Raw genomic sequence first — 12,364 nt, 5'->3', positions numbered from 1 at the left:
CCCACCAGGAAAGGCAGACATGGAACAGCAACTGACCGGAAAGGTCGCCGTCGTCACCGGCGGCGGCAGCGGCATCGGCGCGGCGATCGCCCTGCTCTTCGCCCAGGAGGGCGCGGACGTCGCCGTGCTGGACCGCGACGAGCAGCACGCGACGGCCGTCGCGCAGGAGAGCGGCAGCTTCGGCGGGCGCACCATGGCACTCGCCGTGGACGTCACCGACGGCGAGGCGGTGCAGCAGGCGATGGGAAGGATCGTCGAGGAGCTCGGCGGGATCGACGTCCTCGTCAGCGCCGCCGGCATCCTCGACGAGACGCCGCTGCTGGAGATGACCGAGGCGACGTTCGACAGGGTCCTCGCCGTGGATCTCAAGGGTGTCTTCCTGGCCGCGCGCTGGGCCGCGCCCCACATGGTGGAGCGCGGCGGCGGGCGGATCATCAACATCGCCTCCCAGCTGGGCATCAAGGGCGGCACCGGCCTGACGCACTACGTGGCGGCCAAGGCCGGGGTGATCGGCATGACGAAGGCCATGGCGCTGGAGCTCGCCGAGCACCACATCCTCGTCAACTCGATCGCGCCCGGACCCGTCGTGACACCGCTGATCGAGGGGCTCTCCGAGGACTGGAAGGCCGCCAAGCAGGCAGAGCTTCCCATCGGCCGCTTCGGCCAGGCCCACGAGGTGGCGCCCACCGCGCTGCTGCTGGCCTCCTCGCCCGGCGGTGACCTCTACACCGGCCAGACGCTGGGTCCCAACAGCGGCGACGTGATGCCGTAGCCGGCACGAGAGGAGACGGTCACGATGTGCGCAGGATGCCCCGGCGGGCGTGCGGTCTCGAAGCTGACGGCCTACATCAACCTCCACGGGATGAAGCCCGCCGTCCTCGCGGAGCTGCGGCGCAGCGTGGGGGGCCGCGCGAGGATCACCGTGCTCGGGGACCAGTGGGTGCTGGCTTCCCGGACAGGGGTGCAGAAGGTCTTCCCCGACGTCGAAACGCTGGCCGACGCCCTCGTCGATCAGCACCTCGTCGACCGGCGCGTCCTGCCGGACGACGGCGGCGCGGAGTTCGAGCGGATCCTCGACGACGGCACCCACCACAGCGCCGCGCCCATCGACGCGGGGCGGTTCGTGCGGGGGCTGCTCCTCAGCGCCGACACCGTGTGACCCTGTCGTGGGCCCGCGCTGACCGCGCCGGCCCACGACCCCCTCGGGGCGCTTCTCAGGAGGCCGCTCCGGAGATCGACCCCACGACCCCTGAACGACTCTTGAAGGAGATGCTCATGACGGATCTCGCCCCGCTCTGGTCCCCCCTGCAGATCGGTTCCACCCATCTGGAGAACCGCGTTGCGCTGGCTCCGATGACCCGGATCAGCGCCACGGAGGAGGGCCACGCCACCGAGCGCATGGTCTCCTACTACGAGGCCTTCGCCCGCGGAGGCTTCGGGCTGCTGATCACCGAGGGGATCTATCCCGACGCCGCCCACGGGCAGGGCTACCTGTTCCAGCCCGGGATCGCCACCGACGACCAGGCCCGGGCATGGGCCGAGGTGGTCGGCGCCGTCCACGCGGCCGGCGCGACGATCTTCGCCCAGCTCATGCACGCGGGCTCCCAGGCCCAGGGCAACCGGTTCGTCGACTCCACGATCGGTCCCTCGGCGGTGGCCCCCAAGGGTGAGCAGCTGGGCTTCTACCGCGGTGAAGGACCGTACCCCGTGCCCGCGGAGATCACGGCGGAGCAGATGGCGGAGGTCCGTCAGGCGTTCGTGGACGCCGCGCTGCGCGCCCGTGACGCCGGGTTCGACGGCGTCGAGATCCACGGCGCCAACGGGTACCTGCTCGACCAGTTCCTCACCGACTACCTCAATCGCCGGACCGACGAGTACGGAGGATCGCCGGAGAACCGGGTGCGGTTCGCCGCCGAGGTCTGCCGGGCCGTGCGCGACGCCGTGGGGCCGGACCTGACGGTGGGCATCCGCGTCTCCCAGGCCAAGGTCAGCGACCACGACCACCGGTGGAGCGGCGGGCCCGACGAGGCGGAGGTGATCTTCTCGACCCTGGGCGCCACCGGGATCGATTTCGTCCACACCACCGAGTACCGGGCGACCGCCCCGGCCTTAGGGGACGAGGGACCGTCGCTCGCGGCGCTGGCCAAGCAGCACTCCGGCCTGCCGGTGATCGCCAACGGACACCTGGACGATCCGGAGACGGCCGTGTCCATGCTGGCGGACGGCACGGCCGACGTGGTCGCCCTGGGGAAGGCGGCGCTGGCCAACCGGGACTGGCCGCAGCGGGTGCGCCGCGGCCAGCCGCTGGCCGAGCTCGACGGGAGCCTGCTCGCGCCCCTGGCCGACGTCAAGGACTGGGAGCTGGAGCTCTCCTAGGAGCACGGCGCGAAGACGGGGCCGGGCGAGGACCGCCCGGCCCCGTCTCCGCGCCGGTGGGAGGCGCCGGGTCGGTGCCGCAGCGGCACCGACCCGTCTCGTCCGGGACCGTCAGCTGGTCACAGCGCCCAGATCTCCTCCAGCCGCTCGGTCCGCTCCCGGCGCGCCTGCAGCGCCTCGTCCATGGACACCGCGCGGAACCGGGTCACCGTGCCCGGGGCGGCCCGGGCCAGCAGGTCCATGTCCGCGGAGATCACGGTGCCCACCATGGCGTAGCCCCCGCCGGAGACCGCGTCCCGGTGCAGCACGATCGGCTGGGTGCCGCCGGGGACCTGGATGGAGCCCACGGCGTAGCCGGCGTCCACGATGTTGGAGGGGTCCGAGCCGGCCCCGAACGGCTGCCGGCGCTGGATCCACTCCACGCCGGGGCCCTCGAAGCGCAGCCCCATGCGGTCGGCCACGGGGGTGAGCTTCCACTCCTCCTCGACCAGCCGGCGCCGGCCCTCGTCGGTGAGCAGGTGGTCGTAGAGCCCCCACATGATCCGCAGCTCCAGCGACCTGCTGAACGCCGGGCGCAGGCGCTCCGGGATCTCCTCGACCTCGGGCAGCAGACCCGTGGGCTCGCCCACGGGCACCACGTCCCCGGCCTCCAGCTTCCGGCCGTCCAGACCGCCCAGCCGCCCGATCGCGTAGGTGGAGCGCGAGCCGAGCACCTCCGGCACGGCGATGCCGCCGCGGACCGCGAGGTAGAACCGGGCACCGCCCCGGAGTACGCCGAACTTCAGGGTGTCCCCCGCGGCCAGCTCGAGCCGCCGCCACGCCGGGTGCTCCTCGCCGTTGACCAGCACGGGGACGTCCGCGCCGGTCACCGCGATCGTCGTCGGGGCGTCCACGGTGAGGACGGGCCCGGTGTAGGTGCACTCGAGCACGGCCTCGGCGGCGGTATTGCCGACCAGCTTGTTCGCCGCCTGGGCGGACTCCTGGTCCATGGCCCCGCCCTGCGGGATGCCCACGTGGTAGTACCCGATCCGTCCCTGGTCCTGGACGGTGGTCAGCAGTCCGGGCTGCTCAATCGTCAGCGCCATCGAGGGCCTCCAGAAGGGTGCGGTTGTAGCTGTCGGGATCGGCGAGCGCGGCTTCGACGTCGAGGGTCACCGGCGCCTGCTTGTACCGCCAGGTGCCCTCCTCGACCTGCTGCTGGATGGAGCGGTACTCGGCCTCGTCGACGGGCCGGAACTTCACGAGGTCCCCGGGCCGGAACAGGATCAGGAAGTCCCGGAAGTCGTGCAGGTGCTGCTCGGGGTCGTAGATGGGGGCGGCGGCGATGCCGAACATCTGGTAGCCGCCCGCGCCGCGCACCGAGTAGATGCACGCGAAGCACCCGCCGTGGCCCACGGTCAGCGGGGGCGTGTCGGTGCGGGGGCTGAGGTACTTGGGCACCTCGAGCTGCCGGTCGCGGGGCACGAGCTGGTACATGAACGGCAGTCCGGCCACGAACCCCACCATGGACACCAGCCACGGGGACTCGTGGTGGCGGCGGATGAACTCGGCGGCGTCCGCGAGGCCGTTGACCTTCGCGGCGTAGTCGAGGTCGGTGCCGGAGGGGTCCTGGTGGTAGCCCTCGCGGAAGCGGGCCACGACCTCGGCGGTGTAGGGGTCCTGGTACCAGACCGGGACCTCGATGATCCGGGTCTCGGCGGTGTACTGCGTGGACTCGCGGGCCTGTCCCTCGAGCTCCTGGGTGCGGCGCTTGAGGTCCTCGGCTTTAATGACGTCCGGGTCGAAGCGCACCAGCAGGGACGCGTTGGCGGGGCAGACGTCCACGACGCCGTCCAGGTCCAGCGCGGTGAGTCCCTGCGCCACGGTGGTGGCGAGGTAGTTGGCGGTGAGGTTCATGGCCTCGTCGAACTCCACGAACAGGAACTCGTCACCGCCCCAGGTGTACCGGGCGGTGGGCAGGTACAGGGTCTCGGTCATGGTGCGTTCCCCTCGCTGGGCGTCTCGCCGGATGTGTCACCGGGTTCGTCAGGAGCTCTGTCACTGGGTGTGCCACTGGGGTTGTCACGGGCTCTGTCGCTGAGCAGCTCGGTCTCGATCCAGGTGGTGTGGTGCGCCACGGCCGCGAACGCCGGGTCCAGCACGAGCCGCCGCAGCAGCGGCACCGTGGTCCGGATCCCCTCCACGTGCGTGGCGGCCAGGGCCGCGCCCATCCGCTGCACGGCCGTCTCCCGGTCCTCGGCGTGCACGATCAGCTTGGCCAGCAGCGAGTCGTAGTACGGGGCCACGACGTCTCCGCTGCGCACGCCGGTGTCCACGCGGTACTCGGACCCCTCCGGCCAGTCGAGGCGGCTGATCGTGCCCGGGCTCGGCATGAAGCCCTGCTCCGGGTCCTCGGCGTTGATCCGGCACTCCACGGAGTGCCCGTCGAAGCGGATGTCCTCCTGCCGCAGCTCCGTGCGCCCGGTCGAGGCGATCGTGAGCTGCTCGGCGACCAGGTCCACGCCCGTGACGAACTCCGTGACCGGGTGCTCCACCTGCAGGCGGGTGTTCATCTCGATGAACGCCGCCTCGTGCCGGACGGGGTCGTAGAGGTACTCGACCGTGCCCACCCCCGTGTAGGAGCAGAGCCGGGCGAGGTTCACGGCGGAGTCCCGGATGCGCTCGCGGACTTCGTCCGGCAGGTCCGGGGCGGGGGCCTCCTCCACGATCTTCTGGGAGCGGCGCTGCAGGGAGCAGTCGCGGTCGCCCAGGTGCAGGAAGGTCTGCCCGTCGCCGAGGACCTGGACCTCCACGTGCCGGGCGCGCTCCACGAACCGCTCCAGGTAGACCGTGGGGTCCCCGAAGCTCGCGCCGGCCTCGGACCGGGCGGTGTCGACGGTCCGCAGCAGGTCCTCCTCGGCGCGGACCAGGCGGATGCCGCGCCCGCCGCCGCCGGCCGAGGCCTTGATGACGAGCGGGTAGCCGACCTCCCGGGCCAGCGCCAGGACGGCGTCGTCGTCACCCTCCAGGGGCCCGTTCGACCCGGCGAGGACGGGCACCCCGGCCGCGACCGCGGCCTCCAGCGCCCGGGTCTTGTGGCCCATGAGGTCGATGACGTCGGGGGAGGGGCCCACCCACGTCAGCCCCGCCTCCTGCACGCGCCGGGCGAACGCGGCGTTCTCCGAGAGGAACCCGTAGCCGGGGTGCACCGCGTCGCAGCCGTGCTCCACGCCCGCGGCCACGAGCGCCTCGGCGTTGAGGTAGGACTTCTGCGCCGGGGCGGGCCCGACCACGGCGACGGCGTCGGCGAGCTCCGCCGCCAGGGACTCCCGGTCCACCTCGCTCACTGTCAGGACGGTGCGCAGGCCCATCTCCCGCGCCGAGCGCAGGATCCGGACCGCGATCTCCCCCCGGTTGGCCACCAGGAGCGTGGAGATCGGCACGGCTCAGCCCTCCGCGACGACGGCGATGACGTCCCCCGGGTTCACCATGTCGCCGTCCTCCACCTCGAAGGCCTGGAGCGTGCCGGCGGCGTCCGAGCGGACCTCCGAGAACTGCTTCATCACCTCGATGAGACCGATGACCTGGTCGGTCTCCACCGGGTCGCCGTCCCGCACGAACGGGTCCTTGTCGGGGGAGGGACGGCGGTAGAAGACACCGGGGAGCGGGGACTGGATCTCGGCCATGGTGCGGGTCCTTTCGGTCGGGTCGGGAGACGAGGGGTCGGGGCACGTCGGTCCGGAGAGCTGCGGGCCGGACGACGACGGCGGACGGGCGGGTCAGGTGCCCGTCGCCGAGTGGGCGTCGATCGCCTCGCGGACGGCGCGGGCCACCGCGGGCGCCCCCGGGGCGTCCGAGTGCACGCAGACGGAGTCGAAGCGCATCGGCAGCTCCGTGCCGTCCTCGGCGCGCACGACCCCCTCGGCCAGGGCCTGCGCCACCCGGTCGGCGGCGGCTCGCGGGTCGGTGGCGTGGGGTGTGCGCTGGATGATCAGCCCGCCCTCGGCGTTGTAGTCCAGGTCCACGTACAGCTCGGCCACGAACGGCACGCCGCGCTCGGCGCACACGGACTCGTGCGCGGTGCCGGCCATCCCGAGCACGCTGACGCCGTAGTCGGCGGCCACCGCCGCCACCGGCTCCATCAGCGCCGGGTCCTTGGCGACCATCCCGTAGAGCGAGCCGTGCGGTTTGAGGTGGTGCAGGTCCGCCCCGTGCTGGAGCAGGAAGCCGGTGAGGGCGCCCACCTGGTAGCGGACCAGGGACTCGACCTCCTCCGGCGTGAGCACCATGGCGCGGCGGCCGAAGCCCCACTGGTCGGGCAGGGAGGGGTGGGCGCCGATCGCGACGTCGTGGGCCACGGCGGCCGCCACGGTCGCGGACATGATGTCCGGGTCCCCGGCGTGGAAGCCGCAGGCGACGTTGGCGAGGTCCACGACCTGCAGCAGCTCCGGGTCATTGCCGAAGCGGTGCAGGCCGATCCCCTCCCCCATGTCCGAGTTGACGGTGGGCCGGGTGCGGGTCTCTGGTGTGGCCATGGTCACAGCCTATGGACGCGACGCCCCCGTGGGAACGGCCTCGGGGTGATCCCCCGGGCGATCTTCGGGCGATCCCGGGCACGTGGGGCCCGTCACTGTGCTTTTCCCCGAACACCTGTAGAGTCATCACCAGTTGTTGAAGTTTCGTTCTTGCAGTTCAAGCAGTTCGCCCGACTCCGGGCGCAGCAGTTTTTCTGAGAAGACGTTTTGGCAGGCATCGCAACGCCCGAGCACCCCGATCGCCGGGGACGCTCCGTTTCCCAGAAAGACAGGTTCCCCATGACTACTGGCACCGTGAAGTGGTTCAACGCCGACAAGGGCTTCGGCTTCATCACCCCCGAGGACGGCTCCAAGGACGTGTTCGCGCACTTCTCCGCGATCAACTCCGGCGGCTTCCGCTCCCTCGAGGAGAACCAGCGCGTCGAGTTCGAGACCCAGGACGGCCCCAAGGGCCCCCAGGCCGCGAACATCACCGTGCTTGCGTGATCACGCTCTGATCTCCTCGTGAGATCACCGGCACGGAGCTGAACGCTCCGCCGCCGATCTGACATCGCCACCCGGCTCCGGCCGGGTGGCGATGTCTTTTTCTGCCCAGCTCCTGCGCCGTCCCCCGCTTCGGGCAGCGAGCGGTAGGGTGCCCTCGAGCCGACGCAGCCAGGAGGAGGGGTGGACGATGCCCGAGGTCGAGGTGCAGCCGACGGCGGCCCAGGTGCGCCGGCTGCTGGAGGCGCAGCTCCCGCACGAGCACCGCGGGCTCCTGGACCGGCCGCTGACGCCGGTGGCGCAGGGCTGGGACAACGCGCTGTTCCGGCTCGGCTCCGTCCACGCGGTGCGCCTGCCGGTGCGCCGCGCCGCCGTCCCGTGCCTCCTCCGCGAGGTCCGGTGGACGGCCGAGGCGGGCGCGCCGCTGGCCGCGCTGGGGATCGCCGTGCCCCGGCCGGTGTTCCGGGGCCGGCCCGGGGCCGGGTATCCGTGGCCCTGGGCGGTGGTCCGGTGGATCGAGGGCGAGGCCGTGGCGACCCTGCCGCTCGCCCGCCGCGGGCGGCTCGCGGAGGACCTGGCGCACGCCCTGACCGCGGTGCACCGGCCGGCGCCGGCGGCCGCCCCGCGCCATTCCCACCGCGGAGTCCCGCTCGCCGAGCGGCTCCGGACGGCGCCCCCGTCCTGGCCGGCCACGGCCGCGGTCCTCGGGTCGTCGCGCGCCGAGCGGCTCCGCGGCGTCGTCGACGACGGTCTGCGCGCCGCCCCGTGGTCCCGGCCGGCGGTCTGGCTGCACGGCGACCCCCACCCGTGGAACCTCGTGCACCGGGACGGTCGGCTGGCCGGTCTCGTCGACTTCGGGGACGTCTGCGCCGGGGATCCCGCGTCCGACCTCGCCGGCGCCTGGCTGGCCCTCGACCCGGACCAGCGGGCTGCCTTCCGCGCGGTCGTCGACAGCACCGGCCGGTACGACGACGACGTGTGGCGCCGAGCCGCCGCCTGGGCCGCCCTCTACGTGGCGGCGCTGGTGGCGGACCCCGGGGCCGGCCCGGACTTCGGTGCCGTGGTCCGGCACGCGGTGTCCCAGCTGGTCCCGGACGCCTGAGCCCCCTGGATCCCTGCCCACCGGCCCGCGCAGAATGGACATCTCGGCGCACAGGAGGGGTGCTCGATGGACGTGATCGTCGTGCCGACCGCCGCGGACGTCGGCACGTCCGCGGCGGACATCGTCGCCGCCCGGATCGCGGGGGAGCCCCGCACCGTGCTGGGGGTCGCCACCGGGTCCTCACCGGTGGGGATCTACCGCGAACTGGCCCGGCGGCGGACGGAGGGGGCGCTCGAGCCGGCCCACCTCACGTGTTTCGCCCTCGACGAGGCCGCCGCGAGTGGGCTGACCCTCCCGCACTACCACCGGCCTGTCCCGGACCGGGGGGATGGGGCCGCGCCGGGGGACCCCTCGGCCGCGTCATGAAACGGGCAGGAGGCGTCACGATGCCGCCGATCGGCCCCGGGAGGCCGGATTTCCGGCGGAAGACCGGACCGTGGTGGTCCGCCCGGGCGAACATCACGATTCGGCCACTGACGGCGCAGCCGTGCCCGACCTACGATGCGCTTGCAAATCAGTCCTCCCAGAATCGAGGGAACACCATGAAGAGCAGTGCAGCGGGCGTGGCGACGGCGGCGGCGATCGGGCTCGCCGCCCTGACGGCGGCACCGGCGGCCGCCGCGCCGGGTGATCCGATGGTCTTCACCGACTGCGCCACCGCCCACCAGTACGGCGTCTACAACATCCCTGTCGGCTCGGTCAGCTACAGCACGAGTCTCGTCGACGACGACGGGGACGGAATCGTGTGCGAGAGCGCCGAGTGGAGCTACGACCCCACCCGCATCCCCGTGGAGAACGAGTCGGGGGGCTACAGCCACACGATCATCGACTGGATCCCCGGGGCCGGCCCCGGGCCCGACGCCCAGCCCGGCGAGGTGCCCGGGGCGGACCCGTACACCCAGGTCGGCGAGGTCCCCGTGGGCGGCGCCGACACCGGTGCCGCCGTGGACGTCGGCTCCGGTGCGAGCGGTCCCGCCCTCGCGGGCGGCCTGGTCCTGGTCGCCGGCGGCGCCGCGGTGGCGGTGCGCCGGCGCCGTGCCCACCGGGCGTAGGGCGGAGGATCCGGTCCTCGTGAGGGATCCGACCGCCGACCGCCGCAGGGTCCGCCTGGTCCCTGCGGCGGTCGCCCTCCTGCTGCTCAGCGGCTGCGCGGGGGAGTCCCCCGCGCAGCCCGCGGCCCCGTCGTCGTCGTCCTCGTCGGCGTCCTCTTCACCGGTGGCCGCCTCACCGACGCAGACGCCGGCGCCCGCTCCGACGCCCGCTCCCACCGCGACGGCCCCCGGGCCGTCCGCCGCCCCGGCGCCGGACGCCCTGCCGCCGGTGCTCGCGAAGTCCGCGCCCGTGTCGGTGCGCATCCCCGCGGTGGGCGCCTCCTCCGAGCTGCTGCACCTGGGCCTGCGCCCGGACGGCTCCCTGGAGGTGCCGCCGACCCATCCCGGGGCCCCGGCCTCCTGGTACACCGCCTCGCCCACGCCGGGGGAGCGAGGACCGGCCGTGCTGCTCGGCCACGTCAACGCCACCGACGGCGGGCCCGGCGTCTTCGCGGGGCTGCGCGGCCTCGCCCCCGGCGACACGGTGGAGATCGGGCGGGAGGACGGCAGCACGGCGGTGTTCGTCGTCGACCGCGGGGAGCAGTACGCCAAGAACGCCTTCCCCACGAGGGCGGTCTACGGCAACACCGCGGGAGCGGAGCTGCGCCTGATCACGTGCGACGGCTACGACCCCGCCACCGGCCTGTTCGACGACAACTACGTGGTCTACGCGACGCTCGCCGCCTGACCCTTCCTCCTTTCTCCTTCCTCCCCCGTCCGCGAGATCGCACCTGTCGGCGACCGCGGGCGCCGGCATCGCCGACACCTGCGAACTCGCGGGGGCACGGCGGGGACACGCCTCGTCCTGCAGACGGAGGTGCGATCGCACACCGCGGGGGAGGATGGGAGGGCGCTTCCTGTGCCGTTCCCGTTCCGTATTCGTATTCTGAAGGAGACCCTCATGAGCAACCCCTATCCCCAGCAGCCCGAGGGCGCCCCCGGCGGCCCGCCGCAGTACCAGGCGTCCGGCGACCAGTACGGCGCCGGTCAGTACGGCGGCGGGCGCCCCGGTGCCGCCCCGCCCGAGGTCAAGCGGCTCCTGACCCTGACCCTCGTCTCGGCCGCGATCTACCTGGTCAACCAGGTGCTGGGGCTGATCTCGACCTCGAGCGCGGACATGTCCGCCACGTACGAGCAGTCGGGTCTGACCCCGGAACAGATCGCCCAGACCCAGAGCGTGGGGGTGATCTTCTCCGTGGGCGTCATCGTGGTCGCCCTGGCCCTCTACGCCCTGGTCCACGTGTTCCTGAAGAAGGGCAAGAACTGGGCGCGCGTGCTGGGCATCGTCCTGGCGATCCTCAGCACGCTCGGAGTGCTCCTCGGGCTGTTGACGACCGCCATGGTCGGCCTCAGCGGCATGGGGATCATCGGGGCGGTCCTCGGGCTGCTGCTGGTCGTGGTCAACGTGCTGTGGCTCGTCACCGCGTTCAAGGCCCCGGTCAAGCACTGGTTCGCCCCGCCCCGCATGGCCTGACCCGTCCCGGCGCCCTCGGGGCGCTCGGCAGTGCCCACCGGAACGCCGTCCGGCCCTCGTGGCCGGCGGCGTTCTACCGTGCCGGGGAGTCGGCTCGTTCAGGCGCCCTGCCCGATGACGCGGTCGCGCCCGGCGAAGAGGGCGACGACGCACAGCAGCACCATGAGACCCGCCATGAGCAGCAGCGGCGGTTCCCACCGCCCTCCGGCGTCGTAGAGGGCGCCGAAGACGGCGGGGGCGATCGCGGCCAGCGCGTAGCCCACGGACTGGGCCATCCCGGACAGCGCCGCCGCCTGGCGGTGGTCGGCGGAGCGGAGGCTGAACAGGGACAGGGCGACGACGATGAGGCTGCCGCAGCCGATCGACCCGAGCACGATCCACAGCAGCGTCAGCTCCGGCGCGGCGGCCAGCCCCCCGAAGGTGGCCAGGGCCAGGGCGCCGCCCGCGAAGGCCACCGGCCGCTGGTCGCCGAGCCGGTGCATCAGCGCCCCCGTGCCCAGGCTGGAGCCCATCCCGATCAGCAGGAACAGCGCCATGTGCGCGCCGGCGGCGGTCGCCGGGACGCCGTGGCTGCGCTCGATGCTCGGCAGCCAGGCCATCAGCACGTAGAACGCCACCGACTGCAGGCCCATGAACAGGGTGACCTGCCAGCCCAGCGCCGACCGCCACGGGGACCGGTAGGGGCCCGCCTCCGCCACGGGGGCGCCGGTCCCGGGGGGATCGGCCCGCAGACCTGGGGACAGCACCACCAGGGCCGCGACGGCGAGCACCGCCCACACCCCCAGGGCCAGGCGCCAGCCGGCCGGACCGGCATGGGCGATCGGGACCACCAGGGCGGAGCCGGCCGCGGCCACCGCGCCCTGGATCGAGGTGTACACGCCGGTCACCTGGCTCACCCGCAGCGGGAACTCCCGCTTCACCAGCGAGGGCAGCAGCACGTTGAGGAAGGCGATGCCGATGCCGATCACCGCGGTGCCCACCCACACGGCGCCCTCGACCGGCGCGGAGCGGCCGCCGATGCCGGCCGCGAGCAGCAGCAGCGACAGCCACAGGGCCCGGTCCAGGCCCGTCCGGGCCGCCACCGCCGGGGCCACGGGGGAGAACAGGGCGAACATGGCCAGCGGCAGCCCGGTCAGCAGCCCGGCCTGGCCCGCCGAGATGCCGAGGTCACGGCTGATCTCCTCGAGCAGCGGACCCACGGTCACGAAGCCGACCCGCAGGTTGACGGCGATCAGCACCACGCCGAGGAAGCCGAAGCCGAGGCGGGCCCGCCGGCCCGTGGCCGATGACGCGTTGGTGAGCACGGCACACCCTTTCCGAGAGG

At 73.2% G+C, this 12,364-nt stretch carries 15 protein-coding genes; 9 read left to right on the top strand and 6 right to left on the bottom strand.

Going from position 1 to position 12,364, the window contains the following annotated elements; all coding sequences use genetic code 11:
- Positions 1-19 precede the first annotated feature (19 nt).
- The 3 genes from Q0817_RS06045 to Q0817_RS06035 all read left to right on the top strand — a co-directional run bounded on the left by Q0817_RS06045 (position 20) and on the right by Q0817_RS06035 (position 2,376).
- On the top strand, positions 20-772 hold the full coding sequence (locus tag Q0817_RS06045; RefSeq protein ID WP_298585259.1) for an SDR family NAD(P)-dependent oxidoreductase: 753 nt from the start codon (positions 20-22) through the stop codon (positions 770-772).
- A 24-nt stretch (positions 773-796) separates the two neighbouring features.
- Complete coding sequence (locus Q0817_RS06040; RefSeq protein ID WP_298585258.1) at positions 797-1,159, top strand: hypothetical protein; 363 nt, start codon at positions 797-799, stop codon at positions 1,157-1,159.
- 116 nt (positions 1,160-1,275) lie between these two features.
- The gene (locus Q0817_RS06035) at positions 1,276-2,376 is read left to right on the top strand and encodes an NADH:flavin oxidoreductase (RefSeq protein ID WP_298585257.1); all 1,101 of its coding nucleotides are present in this window, start codon (positions 1,276-1,278) and stop codon (positions 2,374-2,376) included.
- Between the two features lie 119 nt (positions 2,377-2,495).
- On the opposite strand, the gene Q0817_RS06030 is transcribed toward Q0817_RS06035, so the two are convergent.
- The 5 genes from Q0817_RS06030 to Q0817_RS06010 form a co-directional block, all read right to left on the bottom strand.
- On the bottom strand, positions 2,496-3,461 hold the full coding sequence (locus tag Q0817_RS06030) for a biotin-dependent carboxyltransferase family protein (protein WP_298585256.1): 966 nt from the start codon (positions 3,459-3,461) through the stop codon (positions 2,496-2,498).
- A complete protein-coding gene (locus tag Q0817_RS06025; protein WP_298585255.1) occupies positions 3,445-4,353 on the bottom strand; it encodes an allophanate hydrolase subunit 1 in 909 nt (302 codons plus the stop codon). The genes Q0817_RS06030 and Q0817_RS06025 overlap by 17 nt, the downstream gene beginning before the upstream one ends.
- Complete coding sequence (locus tag Q0817_RS06020; protein ID WP_298585254.1) at positions 4,350-5,798, bottom strand: acetyl/propionyl/methylcrotonyl-CoA carboxylase subunit alpha; 1,449 nt, start codon at positions 5,796-5,798, stop codon at positions 4,350-4,352. The genes Q0817_RS06025 and Q0817_RS06020 overlap by 4 nt, the downstream gene beginning before the upstream one ends.
- Before the next feature lie 3 nt (positions 5,799-5,801).
- Entirely contained in the window at positions 5,802-6,041 is a 240-nt protein-coding gene (locus tag Q0817_RS06015; RefSeq protein ID WP_298585253.1) for an acetyl-CoA carboxylase, read from the bottom strand.
- Between the two features lie 93 nt (positions 6,042-6,134).
- Positions 6,135-6,890: a 5-oxoprolinase subunit PxpA gene (locus Q0817_RS06010; RefSeq protein WP_298585252.1), complete on the bottom strand. Its 756-nt coding sequence runs from the start codon at positions 6,888-6,890 to the stop codon at positions 6,135-6,137.
- Between the two features lie 279 nt (positions 6,891-7,169).
- Here Q0817_RS06010 and Q0817_RS06005 point away from each other — a divergent pair, with 279 nt between their 5' ends.
- From Q0817_RS06005 to Q0817_RS05980, 6 genes are all read left to right on the top strand, one after another.
- Positions 7,170-7,376, top strand: a complete 207-nt coding sequence (locus Q0817_RS06005; RefSeq protein ID WP_035923571.1) for a cold-shock protein — start codon at positions 7,170-7,172, stop codon at positions 7,374-7,376.
- 187 nt (positions 7,377-7,563) lie between these two features.
- The gene (locus tag Q0817_RS06000; protein WP_298585251.1) at positions 7,564-8,475 is read left to right on the top strand and encodes a phosphotransferase; all 912 of its coding nucleotides are present in this window, start codon (positions 7,564-7,566) and stop codon (positions 8,473-8,475) included.
- A 66-nt stretch (positions 8,476-8,541) separates the two neighbouring features.
- Positions 8,542-8,841, top strand: a complete 300-nt coding sequence (locus Q0817_RS05995; protein ID WP_298585250.1) for a hypothetical protein — start codon at positions 8,542-8,544, stop codon at positions 8,839-8,841.
- 176 nt (positions 8,842-9,017) lie between these two features.
- Positions 9,018-9,527: an excalibur calcium-binding domain-containing protein gene (locus Q0817_RS05990; RefSeq protein WP_298585249.1), complete on the top strand. Its 510-nt coding sequence runs from the start codon at positions 9,018-9,020 to the stop codon at positions 9,525-9,527.
- A 19-nt stretch (positions 9,528-9,546) separates the two neighbouring features.
- Positions 9,547-10,254, top strand: coding sequence for a class F sortase (locus tag Q0817_RS05985; RefSeq protein ID WP_298585248.1), 708 nt, complete (start codon positions 9,547-9,549; stop codon positions 10,252-10,254).
- Positions 10,255-10,467: 213 nt separating this feature from the next.
- A complete protein-coding gene (locus tag Q0817_RS05980; protein ID WP_298585247.1) occupies positions 10,468-11,040 on the top strand; it encodes a hypothetical protein in 573 nt (190 codons plus the stop codon).
- A gap of 98 nt (positions 11,041-11,138) precedes the next feature.
- Here Q0817_RS05980 and Q0817_RS05975 read toward each other — a convergent pair whose 3' ends face one another.
- Positions 11,139-12,344 carry an MFS transporter gene (locus Q0817_RS05975; protein ID WP_298585246.1) on the bottom strand — a complete coding sequence of 402 codons (1,206 nt, stop codon included), beginning with the start codon at positions 12,342-12,344 and terminating at the stop codon, positions 11,139-11,141.
- Positions 12,345-12,364 lie beyond the last annotated feature (20 nt).

Origin of the sequence: uncultured Kocuria sp. (genome assembly GCF_947500125.1) — a bacterium.
Lineage (GTDB): Bacteria > Actinomycetota > Actinomycetes > Actinomycetales > Micrococcaceae > Kocuria.
The sequence above is the reverse complement of the archived record's forward strand: the minus strand, read 5'-3'. Positions and strand labels throughout refer to the sequence as shown.

What these genes read in the sequence shown, in the direction of transcription:
- Q0817_RS06045 (WP_298585259.1), top strand. Translation starts at nt 20, where the DNA reads ATGGAACAGCAACTGACCGGAAAGGTCGCCGTCGTCACCGGCGGCGGC.
- Q0817_RS06025 (WP_298585255.1), bottom strand. Translation starts at nt 4,353, where the DNA reads ATGACCGAGACCCTGTACCTGCCCACCGCCCGGTACACCTGGGGCGGT.
- Q0817_RS06005 (WP_035923571.1), top strand. Translation starts at nt 7,170, where the DNA reads ATGACTACTGGCACCGTGAAGTGGTTCAACGCCGACAAGGGCTTCGGC.
- Q0817_RS05990 (WP_298585249.1), top strand. Translation starts at nt 9,018, where the DNA reads ATGAAGAGCAGTGCAGCGGGCGTGGCGACGGCGGCGGCGATCGGGCTC.
- Q0817_RS06010 (WP_298585252.1), bottom strand. Translation starts at nt 6,890, where the DNA reads ATGGCCACACCAGAGACCCGCACCCGGCCCACCGTCAACTCGGACATG.
- Q0817_RS06030 (WP_298585256.1), bottom strand. Translation starts at nt 3,461, where the DNA reads ATGGCGCTGACGATTGAGCAGCCCGGACTGCTGACCACCGTCCAGGAC.
- Q0817_RS06000 (WP_298585251.1), top strand. Translation starts at nt 7,564, where the DNA reads ATGCCCGAGGTCGAGGTGCAGCCGACGGCGGCCCAGGTGCGCCGGCTG.
- Q0817_RS06015 (WP_298585253.1), bottom strand. Translation starts at nt 6,041, where the DNA reads ATGGCCGAGATCCAGTCCCCGCTCCCCGGTGTCTTCTACCGCCGTCCC.
- Q0817_RS05980 (WP_298585247.1), top strand. Translation starts at nt 10,468, where the DNA reads ATGAGCAACCCCTATCCCCAGCAGCCCGAGGGCGCCCCCGGCGGCCCG.
- Q0817_RS05995 (WP_298585250.1), top strand. Translation starts at nt 8,542, where the DNA reads ATGGACGTGATCGTCGTGCCGACCGCCGCGGACGTCGGCACGTCCGCG.
- Q0817_RS06040 (WP_298585258.1), top strand. Translation starts at nt 797, where the DNA reads ATGTGCGCAGGATGCCCCGGCGGGCGTGCGGTCTCGAAGCTGACGGCC.
- Q0817_RS06035 (WP_298585257.1), top strand. Translation starts at nt 1,276, where the DNA reads ATGACGGATCTCGCCCCGCTCTGGTCCCCCCTGCAGATCGGTTCCACC.